Below are 21,663 nucleotides of genomic sequence, written 5' to 3' on the forward strand. Positions count from 1 at the left end.
ACTGTCGGCGGGCTCATTGGAGCTGCGGCGAAGCCTGCTTCTGCCGGCGATACCACGTCGCCTTCGAGATGCCCTCGGCGATCCACGGCTTCGCATGTCCGATGGCACTCGCCTCGTATTCGTGCCGCGGCTTCGCGCCTTTCAAGCGGCGCTTGGCTTCGCGTGAGATGCGCCGGGTCTGGGCCTGGATCGCGGCTGCTTCTTCTCGCGTGATGTCGAACGCCCAGACGGTGCCGATCTTCAGCTTGGTGCGCTCCGCCCAGGTCAGCCGGAGACGCTTGCCCATAGTCTCCGCGCCCCATTTGATCGGCTTCGCGAACACGCGGTCAATCAGGGCGTTGGCCTCGCCGGGCGGCATCCACGGGGCTCTGCGCGCCATCCAGGCGGTCATCCTGTTGAGCGCGTCGCCACCATGGGCGAAATGGTGCAGCATAATCAGCGCATCGTCGCGGCCGGCGTCGTCGTCCGGTAGTTCGCGCCCGTAGCGGTGGACCAGCAAGCGATCGATTTCGGCCAGCCTTTTCGGCGCCATGCTGAACTTGCGGCCGTTCCGGTGGCGGATCTGGATCTCGCGCTTCTTTGCCTTCACGATGTGCGGTGCGGGACGGGTCATCCGAGCAGCACGTCGTTCCAGTCGGTCCCGGTCTCAGGCGGCAGTCTCACGTCGATCTCGACACGGCCAGCCATCCGCGAGGCGAGGGCGTATGCGGCGCGCTGCCCTGTGCCGTTGGCGTCGTGGTCGCCGAAGATGACAAGGCGCTCGGTGCCAACCGGCGGCTCGAACCTCTCGACGCCTCCCGCATCCAGCGCGGACCACGTCGGCACGTCGAACAACATCGTGCAGGCGATCGCAGTCTCGATGCCCTCAGCGATGCCTAGGACCGGCGCCGGTGGCGTGAGACGAACGGCGCCCCCGGGTGGGCGGCTGCCGGGACAGAACATGCGGACGCGGTCAACGGCAGCCTTCTTGCCGCCTGTAGTGATGTAGGTCTTGTGGATGGTGCTGGCCTTGCCGGCGGGATCGGTGACCATGGCCAACATTGCCGGATGCCATGTCACTGGTGGCCCGCTGTGCCGTGCGCGCTGGCATGTGCGCAAGGCGCGCGGGTAACTGTCCAGGCGCAGGCCTCGGCCGGTTATCCACAGGTCGACCGGATCGCCGGGGATCACGGCGCGCCCGCTGCACCACAGCGCATTGAGGGCCGCGCGGTTCTCCTGGTCGGACCGCTGACGGCGCGCCGTATCGATTGGAGCATCGCCCAGAACGCGCTCGATGTGCGCGGCTACATCGCGGAAACTGAGCTTCGTGAATTTCAGGGCCAGCGCAACGCCGTTACCGCCTTGGCACCGGTTGCACCACCACGTGCCCTTGCCCTCGATGTCCGTGAAGCGCCAGCGGTCCTTGCCTCCGCACATAGGGCAGGGGCCGTTCTTCCGCTTCAGGAATCTGCGGTCCATGCCAAGCGCTGGCAAGATGGTTTGCCAGCGTCCGCGGGCCCGCTCGTGCAGCGGCGTCGTCATCACCATGACGCCCCCCGGGTCTTCGCATACGCGATCTGCTTAGAACGGACCCAATTCAAAGTTTCGATCGATGGTTTGAGCGGGGCGAGATAGGTGAGCCCGTTCGGCCAGTGCCCAAACTTGTCCTTGAACTTGTGCGCGACCCAGCCAGAGTTGTACTCGCGGTTGTTGGCGATCCACCGCAGCTCGCGATAGAACTGCGCCTTTTCGGCGGGCTGCTGCTGCGCGCGGGCTCGGAGTTCGACGAGCTCGCCGTCCTTGTTGACGACGTCGCATTTCGGTTGGGGCTTGAAGCCGCACGCGGGGCAGTTCGGCGTCTTTGGCGGCTTCAGAAAGGTGCATTTTGGGCACTTCTTCGGCAACGCCTCCTTGGGCTTTGCTTCCTGCTTCTGGCGCTCGCGGCCGTCGTCGAGCTTGTCGTGCTGGATGTCGGTGACGAAGCCGATACGAAGATGATTGTCGCTATGGTCCAGGATCAGGCAATCGTCCTTGCCGTCGGCAGTGCGCAAGCCGCGCCCGATCATCTGGACGAACAGCATCTGGGACTTCGTTGGGCGAGCGAGGATGATGCAGCAAACATTCCAATCGATGCCAGTGGTGAGACAGCCGACATTGCAGACGACTTCGACCTCACCGGCATGGAAGCGCCGAGCGATGGCTTCACGCTCCGAGGCCTTGGTGTAGGCGTCGATGTATTCCGCGACGACGCCTGCAGCGATGAATTTCTGCTGCAAGTTTTTGGCGTGTACTCGGTCGACCGCGAAGCACAACGTCGGACGTCCGCGGCCGCGTTCCTTCCAGGTGTCGACGACGTCGGCGACCAGACCGGACTTGTCCATCGCCTTCGATAGATCGCCTTCATGATAATCACCGGCGAGGGTGCGCACTCCGGTGAGGTCGGGCGACGAGGGCGCGAACACGCGAAAGCGCGACAGGAAGCCTGCTTCGATCAATTCGTTGGTGGTCGAGCCAATGATCAGCGTGTCGAAGTAGCGGCCGAGCCCGCGGGTCCACGGCGTCGCCGAAAGACCGATGAAGGGAGTGTCGGCCCATTCCGGCCGCGACATCCAGTCCGCATAGAACTCGTACCAGCGGTGAGCCTCGTCGATCATCACGCGGTCCGCGCGCGGAATGATGCGGCGCTGTAGCGTCTGCACGCTGGCCACTTGGATCGGCCGGGCATAATTGGTCAGCATGTGATCGGCTTGGATCACGCCGACGTCATAGATGCCTTCGCGGTAGAATTTCTCGACGGTCTGGTCGACCAGTGAGAGGGCAGGGACCGTGAAGATTGCGCGCTGACCGGCGTCCACCGTCTTACCGGCGATGGCGGCGCCGATGATGGTCTTGCCGCCGCCGGTGGGCAACTGCACCATGATGCGCCGGCGGCCGTCGGCGATCGCCTGGTCGATCTGCTCGAGAATGCGTGTCTGGTGAGGACGGAGGGTCGCGCCCATGTTGTGCCTTTCGGCGGGCGGGCCTTGCGAACGACAGCGGGAACGATTAGGACAGTTGCACTGATTTGGCGGTCAGCAGACTGTGTTCCCGCGGCCCGTGTGCGAAGACCTCGCGCGCGGGTCGTGTCGTTTAGGATGCCTGAGCGAGCTCGCCGCGGTTCAGCTTGCGAAGCAGGCCGACGTTGCAGCCCTTCTTGCCGACGCTAAGCGGGAAGGTCGGAATGGGCGGATTGCGGCGCCATGTGCGCTCAGAAGTGCCATTTGACAGCGCGGCCAGCTTGATCGGCACCGCGGCGCTGTCCGGAAGATGATCCAGGCGCTGAAGGGCGACGATCTCCGCGTCGGTGAGGGGGCGGGCACTCATGGCTCAAAGCTCCATCTGGTTACGATGGACGCGTTTGTGCGCTCTTGGCCGGATAGTTTCGGCCGGGAATGGTCGCCAATGGTCGCTAATTAATTCCCGACTTTTGATCGCCACTCCGCCACAAAGGCAGGGACCTTCTCCTTCAGCGTTGTGAGCTCGGGAGACTTCTGGCCGAACTTGTCTTCGATCGCGCGATAGAGATCAGCAGCCGATCGCCAACCGTCGAGCTGGTCATGCTCTGCAAAATCGCCGCGTGAGGTGAGCTGTTCGAATGTAAATTCTTTGATCGCGTGCCAGTCGTATTTGGCCTTGGCGCCAGCTCTCCGCTCATTCGTTGTTGCAGCCGGTGCCTGCGCCTTCATCACGTAGACCCAATGAGGCACTGGTATTCTGTGGCGCACCGAGACGGGGCGGCCGGTGTCTCGGTCGATCCACATGATCTGAAACGCCCGCAGAGCTGGATCGTCACGGCCGGTTTGGTCGGCCCAAGAGAACTGCGCGGCAGAAATCGGAACAGGCGCCAAATCGCCTTTAGCCTTTGTGCTGTATACGTGCGGGGCCACGTGGCCGTCGAGAATCTGTTGCCAAATATCCTGAGTCGACACGAGCACGTAGTTTGGGAATGGCAACGGCCGGTCTGTCATGATGCTGCCTCGCGAAGGCTGACCACGTTCTCCGAGACGATCGCGGCGAGGTGCTGAGCCCACCTGTTGAGCGCGACGACGCGCTCCCTCAGATACAAGGCCTTGTTGTAGACGCCGCCAACACCTCGCTTGCCGCTTTGGAGGCTGGAGACGTGATTTAAAATCGCTTCAACGACATGGGGCAGCACATCGAGGTCATCGCCCATCTTGGTCGACATGGTCCGGCGCAAGTCGTGCGGGCGCCAGTGCTCCAGCGGTCGGCCAAGATCCTTCTCGATGCGCTCGTCGAGCCGCTCTTTGCACCGCGACCATCCGGAGAAACCGCCCTGGCCGATACCGAACACAAATTCCCGGAGACTGCCGTCAGTGTTCGCCCTCTGCGGCCTGGCGTCGAGCAGAGCCTTTGCCGCGGCCGATAATGGGACGAGGTGAGGGCGCTTGTTTTTTGTCCGCTCGCCGGGCAGATCAATCACGTCGATCTCGAGCGCCGGCTGGTCGGGGGCGCCATCTTCTCCACGCTTCTTCTGAACCTCCACCTTCGCGATCTCGAATCGACTGAGATTGGCGATCTCGTCCGCGCGCTGGCCGGTGAGCATCATCAGTTTCAGGATTGTGCCGTGATCATCATCGCCGGCGTGCTTCCAGATCAGGCGGAGCTCGAATTCCTTGAGCACGCGCTCGCGGCCGGTCTCCTTGGTCTTCGTCGTGCCGGCCACAGGGTTGGCCTCGATACCCTCGATGCCCTCCGACATTGCCCAGCCAAAGAAATCGGAAAGGGTAGAGCGGACCCTGTTGGCGGCAACGGGGCCGGAATTCGTGCGCACCGTTCCGAGCATCTCCGCGACGTCGCGACGGCTAATCTTGGCCGTTTGGAGACCATGAAGGGGTTTGGCGTGCTTCAGGACGTGGCGCTCGATCTCCTCGTAGGTTCCCGGCCGATTGGCCGCCTTCTTGGCAGCCAAAAACTTCTTGGCGATTGCCTCGAATGTGTCCCCAGCGCGCTTGCGGCTTTCGGTTTTCTCGCCGGCCGGATCCTCGCCCAGCTTCACCCGGGCGTGCAGATGGGCCGCTTGTTCCCGAATACCCAGTTTGACCCTGCCGTCGACGTCCCGGATCGATTTGAAGCTTTCCGGGGTCGCCGAACCAAGGGACATCCGCCGCTGCTTGGTTCCGATGCTGTATTGAAAGATCCAGCCCCTCGAGCCGCCGGCGCGCACTCGGAGGCCAAAGCCGGGAATATCGTCGTCGAAGAAAACCTTGTCGGTCTCGCCGGCCCTCAGCCGCGCAGAGCCAAACCCTTTTGCCGTCAGCTTCATCGGTCGCACCCTTCCTGGGAAGACCATGGGAAGATGCAGGCTGTCCGGAGTTGTCCTTTTGTGTCCGCGCAGACTGCTGGTCGGCAGGAATCTGCGTGATTTTTCAACGCTTGGCTAGTCTATTCGTCCTTGGGTGGCCATCTTTTCCACCATCGCCACCTGCTTTGGGTACTGCAGGTCGTTGGTTCGAATCCAGCTGCCCCGACCAGTCCCGAGGCGATGTCGTCAGGCCGGTTCAGAACAACAGCCAATCGGCGAGCCGCCAGGCCAGGTAGCCGAGGGCGCCGATCCAGCCCAGCATGGCGATCCCGGCTAGCCCGAGCCAGCACAGCGCGAACAGCGAATTTCCGCTCTCCGTCGCACCGTCGAGTTTCTCGGTCGTATCAATTTGACTCACAGCGTCCCCTTGCCTTGCGGCCGCTTGTTCATTGGTCTTTGCTCGTTCGTGAAAATTCACAGGCCGCGCTCCAGCTCACACGGACGTGAGACGAGGTGACTGCCCATTCACGTCGGAGGCTGCTTGCAGCCGTCCGTAGCGTTCCTGGACAGATGGGAAGAAGTTGCAACTCGTGGCGCGGTGATTGGTTGCCGATGTCTGCCTGGAAACTGTGCGCCGCGGCGACGATTTTTTCGCAAGGCCAGCGCCTGCTTGGCGCGACCGCCGCGTTGAAGGAGAGAGCAGGGCAGCGCCATCGGCGCTACGCCCCGCTGTTTTCTTCAGGGCGAGGTCTTCATGTCGATCAGTGCGATTGCATCAACCAGTGCGGCGGTGACGACGTCTGCGTCGACCGCAGCGACGTCATCCTCCGCGGCATCATCGACGTCGGCGACGTCATCGACGGACTCCGCGTCGGAGACGTCAGCGACATCGTCCTCGCAATCGGCGGGCGGCAGCTCGGGCTCGGGCGGCGGCGGCAGCTCGGCCAAGACCATCGTCAGCGAGGTCTCCACCACCATCGGCGGCATCACCACCACGACGATTACTTATTCCGACGGCACGACCGAGGTGTCCACTTCGGCGAGCGCGCGAGACAGTCAGAGCAGCCAGGCGGCGGGGCAGACGTATAATGCGCAAGGCGCGCTCAGCGCCAATGCGCAGGGCAGCACCTCGAGCATCTGAGCCAGTGCGATCGCGGGGCGAGGGCAGGCGGCCGATCGCGTCCTGCAGTGCCCGCGAAGCGGGCCTCAGACCCTTGGCGCTCATTCTCCCCGCAATGCGACTTCTGCGCGATTTTTCAAGGTATTGGGCAGAACGATCCGCACAAAATTAACCGGGAATGATCGAACCTTTGGCTGTCGCAGCCGACATATGGGTATTGGGGATTTCAGCGCCCAATGTCTAAACGGACGCCGCCAAGCGATGATATTCCGCTTGAGCGGCGTTGCGCTTTTCAACGATCAGTTCGCCGCGTACCAGCCGAGCGGGAACGGCAAATACGGCCAGGCCAGATGGTTGTCGTTGGCGGGCCTGGGCGCTTCTGAGGCGGATGTCTTGACGCGCGGAGGGGCCGGCGTTGAGCCCAGCGCCAGGCGCAGACTTGCACATTGCAAATTCATTATGGTCGCCCCCGGCCGGTCAATTCTCTTGAAAAATTCGCGTCAGTTCAAAATTGCAAACGCGTGCCTAAAGCGGCGCACACTCATTCTCAAATTGTGCGCGCAGTCTAGAAAAACCGGCGCCGGTTTTCAACCGGTCTGGCCATCCATGCACGAGAAGTAAGGTTGACCGGTTAGGTTAAGGGCGAACGGTGGTTGCGGCCGCATCAGCGGCTGATATCAGGTCGGGAAGGCGCGCAATGGGCTGCCTGTAGCAGGTGCTCACACAGGATCACAGTTCGTCGCGGCGCGCGCATCCTGCGAGTTCTGCGTCATGTCTTTCGATCGCAACGTCCGAAACAGTCGTCCGCAATCGAGCTGGACCGAGATCTGGCACCTCTGGACCGTGATCGTGCCGCGCCGCTCGATCAACGGACAGCTCCTGGTCGGAAAAGTCTGGCGCCGCCACGACGGCCGCAACTGGATCTACAAGAAGTTTACCGAGTACGACAGCGAAGCGGCCTGAAGCCGTATCGCGACCATCAGCTCAGGCCGCTTTCGCAGGCGAGCTGACCGCAGGCTTGGCCGGCGGCTTCAGCGGCTTGTCCTGCTTCTTCGACCAGGAAATGTAATAGGCCACAGTCGTCATGATCGCGATGCCGGCGATGCTGACGAATATCTGCGCGAACAGCGAGCCCGAGCTCATCGACAGCTCGAAATGGCCGACGAAGGACAGGAACACGCCGACGCAGAACACGGCGAGCGATTGCTGGCCGCACACGATCAACGGGTCGAACACCTTCCACTCCAGGCCCGGCCATTCCTTCGGCACGAAGCGGATCACCATGATCACGATCACGACGAAGTGGAGGAAACGGTAAGGCGCAAGATTGGTCTTGTCGTTGGGGTTGAAGGCCGAGAACAGCCATTCCGGGAACATGCCGCCGAGGGTCGGGAAGCGGCCGGCCATGGTCATGACCAGCGCGAAGGCGAGGTAGCCAAGGCAGAACCAAAGCGTAATGGGCGAATTGATCAGCGTCATCGAGCGCCGCGCCCCGCCCATCGCACACCAGGCGCCGAACACGAACAGCACCTGCCAGGCATACGGGTTGAAATACCACTGGCCGGCCGGATAGGCGTTCAGGTTAAGGCCGTAATGGCGTGCGGCGAGCCACAACACGATCGACAGCACCATCGTCAAATCGGGCTTGCGTAGCATGAACCACAGCACCGGTGGAAACAGGCCCATCAGCACGATGTAGAGCGGCAGCACGTCGAGATTGAGCGGCTTGAAGCGCAGGAACAGGCCTTGGCGCAGCGTCTCCGTGGCGTTGTCGACGAGGCCGGCGACGTTGAACTCGTTGATCATCTCGGAATCGCCGAAGCGCAGCGCGAGATAGCTGATCGAGGCGATGTAGATCACGAACAGGATGATGTGGGCGACGTAGAGCTGCCAGACCCGTTTGGTGAGACGGGTGGCGCCGACGATGAAGCCGCGCTCCAGCATCATCCGCGCATAGACGAACGAGGCGGTGTAGCCGGAGATGAAGACGAACAGGTCGGCGGCGTCGGAAAAGCCGTAATTGCGGGTCGTGATCCAGTTCACGACGTTGTCGGGGATATGGTCGAGGAAGATCGCCCAGTTGGCGACGCCGCGAAACAGGTCGAGCCTGAGGTCGCGGCCTTTGTCGGGGAGCGTTGCGCTGACGTTCAGGAAGGCCATACGGCGGGAGCTTTCGAAGAGGGCAGATGCGCTTATGTCGACGAGGCAATGCCGCCGGGCGGGATCCCGGCGCGGAAGGCGGGTACGCAATTGTCACGGTGCAGCATAATGACTATACCCGGTCGGCAGGACACCCTGAGGGGCGGAATCACCGATCTGTTCCCAAAAGGTGTCTCTATACTATGCCCGCGGTTTCCACCAACTGCTACCGTGACGCATCGAAATCGAACGAAAAGACGAGGCCCGGACCGACCATGACCGCACGCATTTTCAAGCCCGCCAAGAACGCGATGCAATCCGGCCGGTCCAAGACCAGGGAATGGCAGCTCGACTACGAGCCCGAGCAGCCGCGGGCGGTCGAACCGCTGATGGGCTGGACCTCGTCCGGCGACATGAAGCAGCAGATCACCTTGCGCTTCCACTCCAAGGAAGAGGCCGTCGCTTATTGCGAGCGCAAGGGCATCGCCTATCAGGTGATCGAGCCCCAGGATTCGATCCGCCGGCCGGCCGCCTATGCGGACAATTTCTCGTTCCGGCGCGGCGAGCCCTGGACGCATTGAGTCCAAACTGTCCCAAGGCGTTTTGCCCGGGCCTGTCCCGGGCATTCGTGTGTTTGCGTCCACTTGAAAGAACGTGGACGGCCGGGACGACCCCGGCCATGACAGACGCGGACAGCTAGCCTCGCAAACCCTTGGCAGCAATTCCGCCGCGTGCTTCGCTACCTCGTATGACACGACCATGACGAGGTGGGGGATGGCGGGGCGTGACCAGCTCGACGGCGTCGATCTGAAGATACTGTCGGAGCTCCAGCAGGACGGGCGTATCCGCAACAACGAACTGGCGCTGCGCGTTGGCGTCTCCGCGCCGAACTGCCTGCGGCGGCTGAAATCGCTATTTAGCCGCGGCGTGATCCGGGCGGTGCGGGCGGTCATCGACGAGCGGCTGCTTGGCTATGAGGTGGTGTCGTTCGTCTCGATCCAGCTCGGCAGCCAGGCCCAGCCGGTGCTGGAGGCGTTCGAGCGTTCGATATCGGCGATCCCGCGCATCCAGCAGTGCTGGCGGATTTCGGGCGATACCGACTATCTCCTCAAATGCGTCGCGCCGAGCGTCGAGAGCATGCGCCAGCAGCTGCTGCATTTCGCCGCGATGCCTGACGTGAAGAACGTGCGCAGCTTCCCCGTGCTGGGCGTTGCCAAGGACGTGCCGCTGCCGGTGCAGGAGGTCGCCGCGGCCGCACCGGCAGGATAGGAGCTGCGCGCGCACCTCAGCGATAGCGACCGCGAAACTCGCGTGGGCTGGCGCCGGTCCAGGTGCGGAACGCACGCGAAAAACTCTTCTCGTTGCGGAAGCCAGCGATTTCCGCGATCCGCTTGATCGGCGTGCGGCCGCGCATCAGCTCCTGCTTGGCGAGCTCGAACTTTGCTTCTTCCTTGAGGTCGCGCAAGGAGGTGGCTTCCTCGCGCAGGCGCCGGTGCATGGTGCGGGTGGAGAGCGCCAGCTCGCGCGCGACATCCTCGGCGCCGAGACTGCGTCCGCGCGCATGGCGCAGCACGCGGCGGACACGCTCGACCAGGAGCCGGTCGCGCCGATAGGGCAGCACCGTCAACCGCAACGCGCCCTTGAGCATGCTGTCGAGATCGGCCGCGTTGCGGGTGAGCGGCAGCGACAGATAATGCTTGTCGAAGATGATGCGGGCCTGGTCCGCATCGAAGCCGATGCTGCGGGAAAAGATCGTTGGATAGACCGAGACATGGCCCGGCTCGGAATACGGAAACTCCGCCGTGCGGAGCGCGATCCTGGAGTCGACCGCCCAGCAGGAGAACCCGAGCACGTAGCGGAGCAGGGTGACCAGGCAGAATTCGCGCAAGGGGCCGAGGTCGCGCTGCTCGCGGATGGACACGATCGCGGTCTCGTCGCCGACCTCGAGATCGAGCAGCACGTCTTCTGTCAGCAGGCGGTGATGCCGGCACCAGCGTTTTAGCGCGACTTCGAGCGTCGGGGCTGTGATCGAGGCGCGGCACAACATGCCATAGGTGCCGAAGGGCAGCCGGCGCGAGAACCAGCCGAGCGCCTCGTCGTCGAGCTCGCGCATGGCATGGCCCGCCAGCGCCTCGAACTGGGCGGCCGTGACCCGCCCGTCCGGAGAATTGACAAGGTCCGGGGTTACCTGGCCCCGGCCCAGCGCTTCGGTGGGATCGCGGCCGTATCGCTCATAGGCGGCAATCACGCCGCGGACGAAGGCGGCGGGGGTCACGGCGCGGCGCGGGATGGCGGTTGCGGCCTGAAAAGGCATCGGAAATCCTCCGGGAAATCCTCGCCAAGTTTGGCGGAAAATGCAACCTTTTCGACTGCAGAAGGGCCCTGACCCCGCTAGGTTCGGAGCCAAATAAGGAGGAATCGCCTTGAACATCCCGAGCATCGATTTCGATCTGGGCGAAGACATCGGCATGCTGCGCGATACGCTCCGCGCCTTCGTGGAGGCGGAGATCGCCCCGCGGGCCGCCGAGATCGAGAAGGCCAATCTGTTCCCGGCGGACCTCTGGAAGCGCCTTGGCGACCTCGGCCTGCTCGGCATGACCGCGCCGGAGCAATATGGCGGCTCGAACATGGGCTATCTCGCCCACATCGTCGCCATGGAGGAGATTTCACGCGGCTCGGCGGCCGTGGGGCTGTCCTACGGCGCGCATTCCAACCTCTGCGTCAACCAGATCCGCCGCAACGGCAATGATGCGCAGCGGCAGCGCTATCTGCCGAAGCTGATCTCCGGCGAGTATGTCGGCGCGCTCGCGATGTCCGAGCCCGGCGCCGGCTCCGACGTGGTCTCGATGAAGCTGCGCGCCGACAAGCGCGGCGACCGCTACGTGCTCAACGGCTCGAAAATGTGGATCACCAATGGCGGCGATGCCGACGTGCTCGTCGTCTACGCCAAGACCGATCCGGAAGCCGGCCCGCGCGGCATGACCGCGTTCCTCATCGAGAAAAGCTTCAAGGGTTTCACCCACGGCCAGCATCTCGACAAGCTCGGCATGCGCGGCTCCAACACCTATCCCTTGTTCTTCGACGAATGCGAGGTGCCGGAGGAGAACGTGCTCGGCAAGGTCGGCGAGGGCGTCAAGGTGCTGATGTCCGGCCTCGACTATGAGCGCGCGGTGCTCTCGGGTGGCCCGCTCGGGATCATGGCGGCCTGCATGGACGCGGTGGTGCCCTACATGCACGAGCGCAAGCAGTTCGGCCAGCCGATCGGCGATTTCCAACTCATGCAGGGCAAGCTCGCCGACATGTATGCGACCTGGCAGGCCACGCGGGCCTATGTCTATGCCGTCGGGCGGGCCTGCGACCGCGCCGATCATGCCCGCACCTTGCGCAAGGATTCCGCCGCCGCGATCCTCTATTCCGCGGAGAAGGCGACGTGGATGGCGGGCGAGGCGATCCAGGCGCTGGGCGGCGTCGGCTATACATCCGAATTTCCGGTCGGCCGCCTGTGGCGCGACGCCAAGCTCTACGAGATCGGCGCCGGCACCTCGGAAGTCCGCCGCATGCTGATCGGTCGCGAACTGATGGCCGAGACGGCTTAATACTTTCACGCAATTGGAATCAACATGCCGCTCCATTCCAGCATCGATACGTCTTCATCGGACTTTGCGCGCAATTCGGACGCCATGCGCACCCTCGTCGCCGATCTGCGCGAAAAGCTCGCCCAGGTCGCCGGCGGCGGCGGCGAGGTCTCGCGCAACCGCCACACCGCGCGCGGCAAGATGCTGGCGCGCGAGCGCGTCGACCTGCTGGTCGATCCCGGCACCTCGTTCCTGGAGCTGTCGCCGCTTGCGGCCTATGGCCTGTATGGCGGCGATGTGCATTCGGCGAGCGTCGTGACGGGGGTGGGGCGCATCTCGGGCCGCGAATGCATGATCGTCGCCAATGACGCCACCATCAAGGGCGGCACCTATTATCCCATGACCGTGAAGAAGCATCTGCGCGCGCAGGACGTGGCGCGGCAGAACAATCTTCCCTGCGTCTACATGGTCGATTCCGGCGGCGCGTTCCTGCCGCTGCAGGACGAGATCTTTCCGGACGAGCGGCATTTCGGCCGCATCTTCTACAACCAGGCGCAGATGTCGTCGCAGGGCATCCCGCAGATCGCGATCGTGATGGGATCTTGCACCGCCGGCGGCGCCTACGTCCCCGCGATGTCGGACGAGAGCATCATCGTGCGCAATCAAGGCACCATCTTCCTCGGCGGTCCGCCGCTGGTGAAGGCAGCGACCGGCGAGGTTGTCAGCGCAGAAGAACTCGGCGGCGCCGATGTGCATTCGCGGCAGTCGGGCGTGACCGATCACTACGCCCAGAACGATGCGCACGCGATCGGCATCGCCCGGCGTGTCATCGGTACACTGAAGCCGTCGGCACGGCCGAACCTCAACATGCATCCGCCGCGCGATCCGCTGTTTGCGGCGGAGGAGATTTATGGCGTGGTGCCGGTCGACGGCCGCAAGCCCTTTGACGTCCGCGACATCATCGCGCGCGTGGTGGACGGCTCGGAGTTCGACGAGTTCAAGAAGCTTTATGGCACGACGCTGGTGTGCGGCTTCGCCCATATCTGGGGCTATCCGGTCGGCATCATCGCCAATAACGGCATTCTCTTCAGCGAGAGCTCGCTGAAGGGCGCGCATTTCATCGAGCTGTGCTGCCAGCGCGGCATTCCGCTGGTGTTCCTGCAAAACATCACCGGCTTCATGGTCGGCAAGAAGTACGAGGCCGGCGGCATCGCGCGCGACGGTGCAAAATTGGTGACGGCGGTTGCGACCGCCTCGGTGCCAAAATTCACCGTCGTGATCGGCGGCTCCTACGGCGCCGGCAATTACGGCATGTGCGGCCGCGCCTATTCGCCGCGCTTCCTCTGGATGTGGCCGAACGCGCGCATCTCGGTGATGGGCGGCGAGCAGGCCTCGATGGTGCTGAGCCAGGTCCGCCGCGACAATATCGAAGCCAAGGGCGACAGCTGGTCGAAGGAGGAAGAAGACAAGTTCCGCAAGCCGATCCGCGACCAATATGAAAGCCAGGGGCATCCCTACTACGCGACCGCGCGCCTGTGGGACGACGGCGTGATCGACCCGGCCGACACGCGCCTCGTGCTCGGGCTCGGCCTCTCGGCGGCGTCGAATGCGCCGATCGAGCCGACGAAATTCGGCCTGTTCAGGATGTGATGCGATGGACCGCTCAAAGCTCTACCGCCGTTTTCGCACGCTCCTGATCGCCAACCGCGGCGAGATCGCCTGCCGCGTCATCCGCACCGCCCGCGCCATGGGCCTGCGCACGGTCGCGGTCTATTCCGAAGCCGACCGCGACGCGATGCATGTCGCACTCGCGGACGAGGCTGTGCTGCTCGGGCCGGCGCGCGCCCGCGACAGCTATCTCAATGTCGAGCGACTGATCGAGGCCGCGAAGAAGACCGGCGCGGAAGCCGTGCATCCCGGCTACGGCTTCCTGTCGGAGAATGCCGAGTTCGCGCAGGCCTGTTACGACGCAGGCCTCGTCTTCGTCGGCCCGACCGCTGACATGATGAATGCGATGGGCTCGAAGTCCGGCTCGAAAGCGCTGATGGAAAAGGCCGGCGTGCCGCTGGTGCCCGGCTATCACGGCAATGCGCAGGACGATGCAACGCTGGCGAAGGCGGCCGAGAAGGTCGGTTTCCCAATCCTGGTGAAGGCTTCGGCCGGCGGCGGCGGCCGCGGCATGCGCATCGTGCGCTCGGCGGCCGAGCTGGCTCCCGCGATCGTCAGCGCCAAGCGCGAGGCCAAGGCCGCGTTCGGCGACGACCGCATGCTGATCGAAAAATATGTCGACAATCCCCGGCACATCGAAGTGCAGATCGTCGGCGACAGCCACGGCAATCTGCTGTCGCTGTTCGAGCGCGAATGCACCTTGCAGCGCCGGCACCAGAAGGTGATCGAGGAAGCGCCGTCGCCGACGCTTAATCCTGCCCAACGCGAGACGGTCTGCGCCGCCGCGCGCAAGGCGGCCGGTGCGGTGAACTATGTCGGCGCCGGCACGATCGAGTTCGTCTCCGACGGCAAGGACGTGTTCTTCATCGAGATGAACACGCGTCTCCAGGTCGAGCATCCCGTGACCGAGCTGATCACCGGCATCGATCTGGTCGAATGGCAGTTGCGCGTCGCCTTCGGCGAGGCGCTGCCGATGAAGCAGGACGAGATCAAACTCAACGGCCACGCGGTCGAGGCGCGCGTCTATGCCGAGAACCCGACCAAGAACTTCATGCCGTCGGTCGGCAGGATCTCGACCTGGCGGCTGCCTTCCGAGACCGGCGGCCTGCGCATCGATGCCGGCTACCGTAAGGGCGATAGCGTCTCGCCGTACTACGACGCGATGCTTGCCAAGATGATCGCATGGGCGCCGACGCGGGATGTCGCGATCGAGCGGCTGAATCGCGGGCTGGAGGAGTCCGACGTCCGCGGCATCGTCACCAACATCCCGTTCCTCTCCGCGCTGATGACGCATCCGAAGGTGCGGACCAATGCGATCGACACCGGCTTCATCGAGCGCGAGCTGGCGGTGCTGACGCAGGCCGCGCCGGCGCCGGGCGAGCTCGAGCTGTGCGCGGCGGTCGCCGCTGTTATCAACGACGAGCGGCAGGCTGCGCAAGCCGAGGCGGCTTCGCCCTGGCAGACCTTCGGCTGGCAGCCGGTCGGCCGCCGCCAGCGCAGCTTTGCGCTTCGCGTCGGCCATGGGCCGGAGCAGAAGGTCACGCTGAACTATGGCAGCGGGCCATCGACGCTTGTCATCGGCGATCGCGAGCTGGCGTTTGCGATTGCACCAAGGGATGGCGGCTTCGATCTGACGCTGGATGGCGTCAAATCGACTGTTGCGGCCGTCATCACCGGCCACGAGCTTTACCTGCGCACCCGGAACGGCCGCTTCGATCTGCATTGGGTCGATCCGTTCGGGGGCGAGAGCGAGGAGCAGACCGGGGCGGACAAGATCGCAGCACCCCTGCCGGGCACGGTTGTTGCTGTGCTCGCCGAGGAAGGAGCAAAACTCGAGAAGGGCGCACCGATCCTTACCCTGGAAGTCATGAAGATGGAGCAGACGCTGCGCGCGCCTTATGCCGGCGTGCTGAAGTCCGTCAAGTGCAAGGTCGGCGACATCGTGCAGGAAGGCGTCGAGCTCGCCGTGGTCGAGCCTTCGGAAGAATGACTTCGTGAGAATGACTTGGGGAGAGTGAGATGAGCGACCCCGTCCGCATCATCGAGATGGGGCCGCGCGACGGCCTCCAGAACGAGAAAACGCCGGTCAGCGTCGAGGCCCGCATTGCTTTCATCGAGGCGCTGGTCGCGGCCGGCCTCGATACGGTCGAGGTCGGCGCCTTCGTCTCGCCCAAGGCGATCCCGCAAATGGCCAGCTCGGATGCCGTCCTGCGCGGCGTGAACCACGTGAAGGATGCCGAATTCCACGTGCTGGTGCCGAACGAGAAGGGCTACGACGCTGCACGCGCCGCCGGCGCGAAGGTCGTCTCCGTGTTCGCCGCGGCCTCCGAGGGCTTCTCCCGCGCCAACATCAACTGCACGGTTGCGGAGTCCATCGAGCGCTTCAAGCCGGTGCTGGCGCGCGCCAAGACCGATGGTGTGAAGGTACGCGGCTATATCTCCTGTGTCCTCGGCTGCCCCTTCGACGGCGAGATCAAGCCGAAGGCGGTCGCCGATCTCGCGAGCACGCTGTGGGAGCTCGGCTGCTACGAGGTCTCGCTCGGCGACACCATCGGCGTCGGCACGCCTGCCAAGGCGAAGGAGATGCTGCGCGCGGTTGCTGCCAACATTCCCGCGGCCAAGCTCGCGATGCATTTCCACGACACCTACGGCCAGGCGCTCGCCAATCTCTATGCCGGCCTGGAGGAAGGCGTCCGTATCATCGACGCCGCCGCCGGCGGTCTCGGCGGTTGTCCCTACGCACCCGGCGCGACCGGCAACGTCGCCACTGAAGATGTCGTCTACATGCTCGAAGGCATGGGCATCAGCATCGGCGTCGACATGGACAAGCTGCTCGCGGCCACCAACGAGATGAGCGGCGTGCTCGGCAAGCCGCCGGTGAGCCGGGTTGCGTCCGCGCTGAACGCGAAGAAGAAGCGGGCTGCTTCGTAGGGTGGGCAAGGGCGCGCAGCGCCGTGCCCACCGTCTTTTCATGATCGAGACAGGTGGTGGGCACGCTTCGCTTTGCCCAACCTACGGGACCTGCTTTCAGGCCGCCTTCAGCCCGACATCCGGCAGGTGCGGCCGGTTCTTGAGCGCCTTGGCCATCATGGCCTCGACCTCGGCCTTCTCCTGCGGCAGCAGCGCCAGGCGCGGCGGGCGCGTCAGCGCGGTGCCGCGGCCCATGATGTGCTCGCACAGCTTGATGCACTGGACGAGGTCCGGGCGGGCGTCGAGATGCAAGAGCGGCATGAACCATTCGTAGATCGGCATCGCCTCGGCCAAGCGGCCGGCCTTGGCGAGGCGAAACAGCGTCTCGCCCTCGCGCGGGAAGGCGTTCGACATGCCGGAGACCCAGCCCACGGCGCCCATGGCGACGCTCTCGACGATGACGTCGTCGAGGCCTGCGAACAGCACGAAGCGGTCGCCGACCATGTTGCGGGTGTCGATGAAACGCCGCGTGTCGCCGGAGGAATCCTTGAAGCAGACCACGGTCTCGACGTCGGCGAGCGAGGCCAGGATATCCGGCGTGACGTCGTTCTTGTAGATCGGCGGATTGTTGTAGAGCATCACCGGCAAATCGGTCGCGCTGGCGACGGCGCGGAAATGCGCGGCGGTCTCGTGCGGCTTGGACGAATAGACCAAAGCCGGCATCACCATCACGCCGTCGATGCCGACGCGGGCGGCTTCCTTGGCGGTCTCGACCGCGAAGGCCGTGGTGAACTCGGCGATGCCGCACAGCACGGGCACGCGGCCCGCGGCGACGGACTTGGCCGTCTCCATGATCGCGACCTTCTCCTTGCGCTCCAGCGAGGTGTTCTCGCCGACCGAGCCGCAGACGATCAGGCCGGAGACGCCGTCGCGGATCAATCCGTCCATCACCTTGGCGGTCGCATCGATATTGAGCGAGAGATCGTCGTTGAATTGCGTGGTGACGGCCGGGAAGACGCCTTCCCAGGAAACGCGGCGGGGCATGAGTTCACTCCAAGTGTATTGCCGGCGGGGGGCTGGGGCCGCCGGCTGTTGTAAAGGGAGATGGCGAATGGGATCAGAGCGTCGCGCCGACCTTGCGCAGCTCGGCGAGAACAGGCGCCTTGGGCAGCCAGATCTTGTCGAACTCGGCGATGACGGCCTCGGTGTCGCCGGCCGGGACCTGGCGGATCGGGATCGGCGCGTTCTTGAAGTTCTCGATCAGCGCCGGCTCGTTGGAGGCCAGCTCGTCGATCTGCGCGTCGAGCGTCGTCTTGATTGTCTTGGTGATCAGCTCGCGGTCGGCGGCCGACAGCGTCTGCCAGACCCGGCCCGAGACGACCGCGGCCATCGGCATGAAGACGGCGTTCATCTGGAGGATCACCTTCGACACCTTGTCGAAGCGCTGGTTCCAGGAGAATTCGAGATCGGCCTCGAGCCCGTCGACCTGGCCGTTGGCCATCGCGTCGAACACTTGCGGCGTCGGGATCGGCGTCGGTGCTGCGCCCAGCGAGGAATAGAAGTCGCGATAGACCGGTGTCGGATTGATGCGCAGCTTCATGCCCTTGATGTCGGCGAGCGAATTCAGGTCCTTCGAGGAGAACACCGCGCGCATGCCGGTGATGCCCCAGCCGAGCCCGATGGTGCCGGTCTCCTGCGGCAGCACCTCGAACAGCTTGACCGCCGCCGGATGCCGCACGAATTTCGCCACCGCCGGCGTCGAGCGGACGATGTAGGGTGCGTTGATCGCAGCGATGTGCGGCACGCGCGAGCCGAGCTCGGCGGCCTGGATGAAGCCCATGTCGAGCGCACCAGACTGGAGCTGCTGCATCATCGCGGGCTCGTTGCCGAGCTGGCCCGAGTGGAACACGGTCAGCGTCAGGCGGCCGTTGGTGGCGGCCTTGAGATCGTCGCCGAACTTGAGCGCGGCCTTGTTCCAGGAATGGCCGTTGGGCGTGATCAGGCCGAGGCGGAATTCCTTGGCCTGGGCGAGCGCAAGCGACGGCGCAAACACCGATGCGGCGGCACTGGCGGCGAGAAAGCGGCGGCGTGTAAGCGGCATGAGCGGGCTTCCTTCTGGATGGGTCTATTTGACGAGGATCAGCGAGAGCGAGGGATAGAGCGAGAGCAGCACGAGCAAGACGCAGGAGATGACGAAGAACGGCAGCGTCACCATGAACATCTTGCCGGGCTTGGCGCCGGTGACGGCGGCGGCGACGAAGAAGCAGAGTCCGACCGGCGGCGACAACAGGCCGAGCACGAGATTGATCACCACCACGACGCCGAAATGCCGGGGATCGATATGGTAGACCTCGGTTGCGACCGGCAGCAGGATCGGTACCGTCATGATCAGGCCGGGAATGCCGTCGATCACCGTGCCGATCACCAGCAGGATCACGTTGCAGATCAGCATGAAGCTGACGGGGTCCTTGGCGGCGGTCTGAATCCAGGCGGCGGTCTCCTGCGGCACCTTGCCGAAGATCAGCACCCAGGAGAACACGGCGGCGGCCGCCACCAGGAACAGCACGATCGCCGAATAGATCGCGCTGCGCAGCATCATCTGCGGCAGCTGCGAGAACTTGAATTCCTTCGTCCAGTATTTGCCAACGAGTACGGCGGCCACGGCGCCGACGGCGGCGGATTCCGTCGCATTGGCGAGGCCGCTCAGAATCGTGCCGACGATGACGATCGGGATCAGCAGGGTCGGCGACGTCCGCAGGATCGTCATGACGCGCTGGCGCGGCGTCTGATAATCCGCGCGGGGGTAGTTGTAGACGTAACCCATCAGCGCGATGACGAGGCAGAACATCACGGTGAGGATGACGCCCGGCACGATGCCGGCGATCAGCATGTCGCTAACCGAGACCTGCGCCAGCACGCTGTAGACCACGAACATCACCGAGGGCGGGATGATCGGGCCGAGCATGCCGCCATAGGCGGTCAGCCCCGCCGCAAAGGTCTTGTCGTAGCCCTTCTTCTCCATCTCCGGCACCATGATCTGGGCCATGATCGCGACTTGCGCGGTCGCAGATCCCAGGATCGAGGAGATGAACATGTTGGCGAGGATGTTGACGTAGGCGAGCCCGCCCTTCAGCGAACCGATGAAGGCCATCGCCATGTCGACGATGCGCCTTGTGATGCCGCCGCCATTCATGATCTCGCCGATCAGGATGAAGAGCGGGATGGCGATCAGGCCGTAGCTGTCGACGCCGCCGAACAGCTGGAGCGGATAGGACTGGAACAGCACCGGATTGCCCGATGCGGCGATGTAGACAAGGCCGGCGAGGCACAGGCAGAGCCCGATCGGCACGCCGACCAGCATGAAAACCATGAAGGCCGCTGACGTGATCATCAATTGACCCCGTCGAGCTCGGAGAGCTGAAAGCCCTTCGGCGGCGTGCGCGGGACCAGCTCGAGGTCTTCCAGCAAATTGGCGAGGCCGTGAATGGTCATCGACACCGCGAAGATCGGCAGCGTCAAATAGAGCACCCAGGTCGGCCAGTTCAGCGTCTGGGTATGCTCGGTGTAGAGGAAGTTGAAGGTTTCGGCGGCGAGCTTGCGCCCGTCGAAGCCGGCGCGGGCGAGGCCAATCGGGTCCATCCAGAGCACGCAGGTGACGGTCAGGGCGATTCCGAACACGACGACGAGGCCGGTCGAGATCACCTTTGCGATCTTCTGGCGCTGCGGCGAGAGACGCTCGGTGAGCATCGTGACCGCGAAGTCGAGCCGCAGCCGCGTCATCGCGGAAGCGCCGACGAAGGTCAGCCAGACCACGCAATAGACCGCGGATTCGTCGATCCAGTAGATCGGAAAGCGGGCGTAGCGGGTGATGACGTTCACCAGGATCAGGCCGGTGAGCAGGTACATCAGGCCCATCAGCGCGAGGCGTTCGACGGCGAGCAGGGCGCTGGAGGCGCGGACGATCATGCGTCGGACGCTGAACGCGCGCGTGGCCGGCATCGTCTGCTCGATCATGAAAGAGGCCCAACCCCTGAAGATTTGTCGTGCGATTGCCAAATGTATAATTTATACATTTTGGGTGTCAAACGAAGATTGCGGTCATTTCGGCGGCACGCCGCGCTTTTGCTGGGCACTCGGGTTTCGCGGGCATTGGCTTTTGCCGGGCGCCCCACCATGCAAGACAGGGACCGCTTCGGCCGAACGAGTCGGGAAGGACGACAGACGATCAGATGAAACAGCCTCTGAAGCATCGCACCCTGTCGGCTGCGATCGTCGACCAGCTCCGGCAGGCGATCCTCGACGGCACCTATCCGGCCGGATCGCAGTTGCGGCAGGATGCGCTTGGCGAGGCCTACGGCGTCAGCCGCATTCCCGTGCGCGAAGCGCTGTTCCAGCTCGAGGCCGAAGGGCTGGTGCGGATCGTTCCGCAGAAAGGCGCCATCGTCTCCGAGCTGTCGCTGGACGAGATCAACGACGTGTTCGATCTGCGCTGCATCCTGGAGCCAAGGCTGCTGGCGCAGTCGGCGCCGCGGTTCACGGCGGAGGATTTCGACGGGCTCGACGACATCCACAAGCAATTCGAGAAGGCAATCAAGGCAAAGAATGTCAGCGACTGGGGACAGCTCAACGCCGACTTCCACGTGGCGCTCTACGTGCACGCCCCGCAGCCGCGCACACGCGCGATCGTGCTGTCATTGCTCCAGACCAGCGACCGCTACACGCGCCTGCAGCTCTCCAACACCAAGGCGATGGGCACCGCTGAGAAGGAGCACGCCCATCTGATCGCGCTGTGCCGCGCCGGGAAGATCGAGGAGGCCTGCCGGTTTTTGGAGCGGCACATCGAGGCCGTGCGCAAGGATCTGTTGCAGGTCGTGGCCGGCAGCGCGATGGCGCCGAAGCCGAGGCGCAAGAGCGAGCGGTAATCGATGTACGCGTAGGGTGGGCAAAGCGAAGCGTGCCCACCACCTTTA

Annotated in this window: 22 protein-coding genes; 8 read left to right on the forward strand and 14 right to left on the reverse strand. The window is 64.1% G+C overall.

The genetic code is table 11. The features are described 5' to 3' along the window. Nucleotides 1–13 precede the first annotated feature (13 nt). The 8 genes from I3J27_RS18420 to I3J27_RS18455 form a co-directional block, all read right to left on the reverse strand. The gene (locus tag I3J27_RS18420; protein WP_270172094.1) at nucleotides 14–613 is read right to left on the reverse strand and encodes a hypothetical protein; all 600 of its coding nucleotides are present in this window, start codon (nucleotides 611–613) and stop codon (nucleotides 14–16) included. After that, nucleotides 610–1,527, reverse strand: a complete 918-nt coding sequence (locus tag I3J27_RS18425; protein WP_270172096.1) for a DUF7146 domain-containing protein — start codon at nucleotides 1,525–1,527, stop codon at nucleotides 610–612. The genes I3J27_RS18420 and I3J27_RS18425 overlap by 4 nt, the downstream gene beginning before the upstream one ends. Then, nucleotides 1,521–2,978, reverse strand: coding sequence for a DEAD/DEAH box helicase (locus tag I3J27_RS18430; protein ID WP_270172099.1), 1,458 nt, complete (start codon nucleotides 2,976–2,978; stop codon nucleotides 1,521–1,523). Before I3J27_RS18430 ends, I3J27_RS18425 begins: the two co-directional genes overlap by 7 nt. A 130-nt stretch (nucleotides 2,979–3,108) precedes the next feature. Then, on the reverse strand, nucleotides 3,109–3,342 hold the full coding sequence (locus I3J27_RS18435; protein WP_270172101.1) for a hypothetical protein: 234 nt from the start codon (nucleotides 3,340–3,342) through the stop codon (nucleotides 3,109–3,111). Between the two features lie 89 nt (nucleotides 3,343–3,431). Then, nucleotides 3,432–3,986: a hypothetical protein gene (locus tag I3J27_RS18440; protein WP_270172104.1), complete on the reverse strand. Its 555-nt coding sequence runs from the start codon at nucleotides 3,984–3,986 to the stop codon at nucleotides 3,432–3,434. Next, nucleotides 3,983–5,302, reverse strand: a complete 1,320-nt coding sequence (locus tag I3J27_RS18445; RefSeq protein ID WP_270172107.1) for a tyrosine-type recombinase/integrase — start codon at nucleotides 5,300–5,302, stop codon at nucleotides 3,983–3,985. Before I3J27_RS18445 ends, I3J27_RS18440 begins: the two co-directional genes overlap by 4 nt. Nucleotides 5,303–5,537: 235 nt before the next feature. Beyond that, nucleotides 5,538–5,759, reverse strand: a complete 222-nt coding sequence (locus I3J27_RS18450) for an RNA-binding protein (RefSeq protein WP_270172109.1) — start codon at nucleotides 5,757–5,759, stop codon at nucleotides 5,538–5,540. 260 nt (nucleotides 5,760–6,019) lie between these two features. Further along, nucleotides 6,020–6,268: a hypothetical protein gene (locus I3J27_RS18455; protein WP_270172830.1), complete on the reverse strand. Its 249-nt coding sequence runs from the start codon at nucleotides 6,266–6,268 to the stop codon at nucleotides 6,020–6,022. A 904-nt stretch (nucleotides 6,269–7,172) separates the two neighbouring features. On the opposite strand from I3J27_RS18455, the gene I3J27_RS18460 reads away from it, so the two are divergent. Continuing rightward, entirely contained in the window at nucleotides 7,173–7,364 is a 192-nt protein-coding gene (locus tag I3J27_RS18460) for a hypothetical protein (protein ID WP_270172112.1), read from the forward strand. 21 nt (nucleotides 7,365–7,385) lie between these two features. Here I3J27_RS18460 and I3J27_RS18465 read toward each other — a convergent pair whose 3' ends face one another. Then, complete coding sequence (locus I3J27_RS18465) at nucleotides 7,386–8,561, reverse strand: OpgC domain-containing protein (protein WP_270172114.1); 1,176 nt, start codon at nucleotides 8,559–8,561, stop codon at nucleotides 7,386–7,388. A gap of 254 nt (nucleotides 8,562–8,815) precedes the next feature. Here I3J27_RS18465 and I3J27_RS18470 point away from each other — a divergent pair, with 254 nt between their 5' ends. Continuing rightward, nucleotides 8,816–9,121 carry an ETC complex I subunit gene (locus I3J27_RS18470; protein ID WP_270172116.1) on the forward strand — a complete coding sequence of 102 codons (306 nt, stop codon included), beginning with the start codon at nucleotides 8,816–8,818 and terminating at the stop codon, nucleotides 9,119–9,121. 193 nt (nucleotides 9,122–9,314) lie between these two features. After that, nucleotides 9,315–9,809: an Lrp/AsnC family transcriptional regulator gene (locus I3J27_RS18475; protein ID WP_270172122.1), complete on the forward strand. Its 495-nt coding sequence runs from the start codon at nucleotides 9,315–9,317 to the stop codon at nucleotides 9,807–9,809. 16 nt (nucleotides 9,810–9,825) lie between these two features. On the opposite strand, the gene I3J27_RS18480 is transcribed toward I3J27_RS18475, so the two are convergent. Then, a complete protein-coding gene (locus I3J27_RS18480) occupies nucleotides 9,826–10,854 on the reverse strand; it encodes an AraC family transcriptional regulator (protein WP_270172125.1) in 1,029 nt (342 codons plus the stop codon). A gap of 154 nt (nucleotides 10,855–11,008) precedes the next feature. Here I3J27_RS18480 and I3J27_RS18485 point away from each other — a divergent pair, with 154 nt between their 5' ends. Genes I3J27_RS18485 through I3J27_RS18500 form a run of 4 tightly spaced genes read left to right on the forward strand, consistent with a single transcriptional unit; the run spans nucleotide 11,009 to nucleotide 16,714 of the window. Further along, nucleotides 11,009–12,136 (forward strand): isovaleryl-CoA dehydrogenase, encoded by a 1,128-nt coding sequence (locus I3J27_RS18485; protein ID WP_270172831.1) that lies wholly within the window; start codon nucleotides 11,009–11,011, stop codon nucleotides 12,134–12,136. Between the two features lie 24 nt (nucleotides 12,137–12,160). Continuing rightward, nucleotides 12,161–13,765, forward strand: coding sequence for a carboxyl transferase domain-containing protein (locus I3J27_RS18490; protein WP_270172127.1), 1,605 nt, complete (start codon nucleotides 12,161–12,163; stop codon nucleotides 13,763–13,765). Nucleotides 13,766–13,769: 4 nt separating this feature from the next. After that, a complete protein-coding gene (locus tag I3J27_RS18495; protein WP_270172129.1) occupies nucleotides 13,770–15,773 on the forward strand; it encodes an acetyl/propionyl/methylcrotonyl-CoA carboxylase subunit alpha in 2,004 nt (667 codons plus the stop codon). Between the two features lie 29 nt (nucleotides 15,774–15,802). Then, nucleotides 15,803–16,714, forward strand: coding sequence for a hydroxymethylglutaryl-CoA lyase (locus I3J27_RS18500; RefSeq protein ID WP_270172135.1), 912 nt, complete (start codon nucleotides 15,803–15,805; stop codon nucleotides 16,712–16,714). A gap of 96 nt (nucleotides 16,715–16,810) precedes the next feature. Here the strand turns inward: I3J27_RS18500 and I3J27_RS18505 are convergent, their stop codons facing one another. The 4 genes from I3J27_RS18505 to I3J27_RS18520 all read right to left on the reverse strand — a co-directional run bounded on the left by I3J27_RS18505 (nucleotide 16,811) and on the right by I3J27_RS18520 (nucleotide 20,692). Then, the gene (locus I3J27_RS18505) at nucleotides 16,811–17,737 is read right to left on the reverse strand and encodes a dihydrodipicolinate synthase family protein (protein WP_270172147.1); all 927 of its coding nucleotides are present in this window, start codon (nucleotides 17,735–17,737) and stop codon (nucleotides 16,811–16,813) included. Nucleotides 17,738–17,810: 73 nt separating this feature from the next. Continuing rightward, nucleotides 17,811–18,794, reverse strand: coding sequence for a TRAP transporter substrate-binding protein (locus I3J27_RS18510; protein WP_270172149.1), 984 nt, complete (start codon nucleotides 18,792–18,794; stop codon nucleotides 17,811–17,813). 24 nt (nucleotides 18,795–18,818) lie between these two features. After that, nucleotides 18,819–20,084, reverse strand: coding sequence for a TRAP transporter large permease (locus I3J27_RS18515; RefSeq protein ID WP_270172151.1), 1,266 nt, complete (start codon nucleotides 20,082–20,084; stop codon nucleotides 18,819–18,821). Further along, nucleotides 20,084–20,692, reverse strand: a complete 609-nt coding sequence (locus I3J27_RS18520; RefSeq protein ID WP_270172832.1) for a TRAP transporter small permease — start codon at nucleotides 20,690–20,692, stop codon at nucleotides 20,084–20,086. The genes I3J27_RS18515 and I3J27_RS18520 overlap by 1 nt, the downstream gene beginning before the upstream one ends. Nucleotides 20,693–20,922: 230 nt before the next feature. Here I3J27_RS18520 and I3J27_RS18525 point away from each other — a divergent pair, with 230 nt between their 5' ends. Further along, nucleotides 20,923–21,615, forward strand: a complete 693-nt coding sequence (locus I3J27_RS18525) for a GntR family transcriptional regulator (protein ID WP_270172153.1) — start codon at nucleotides 20,923–20,925, stop codon at nucleotides 21,613–21,615. The last annotated feature ends 48 nt before the right edge of the window (nucleotides 21,616–21,663 follow it).

Source organism: Bradyrhizobium xenonodulans (genome assembly GCF_027594865.1).
In the GTDB taxonomy this organism is placed as follows: Bacteria; Pseudomonadota; Alphaproteobacteria; order Rhizobiales; family Xanthobacteraceae; genus Bradyrhizobium; species Bradyrhizobium xenonodulans.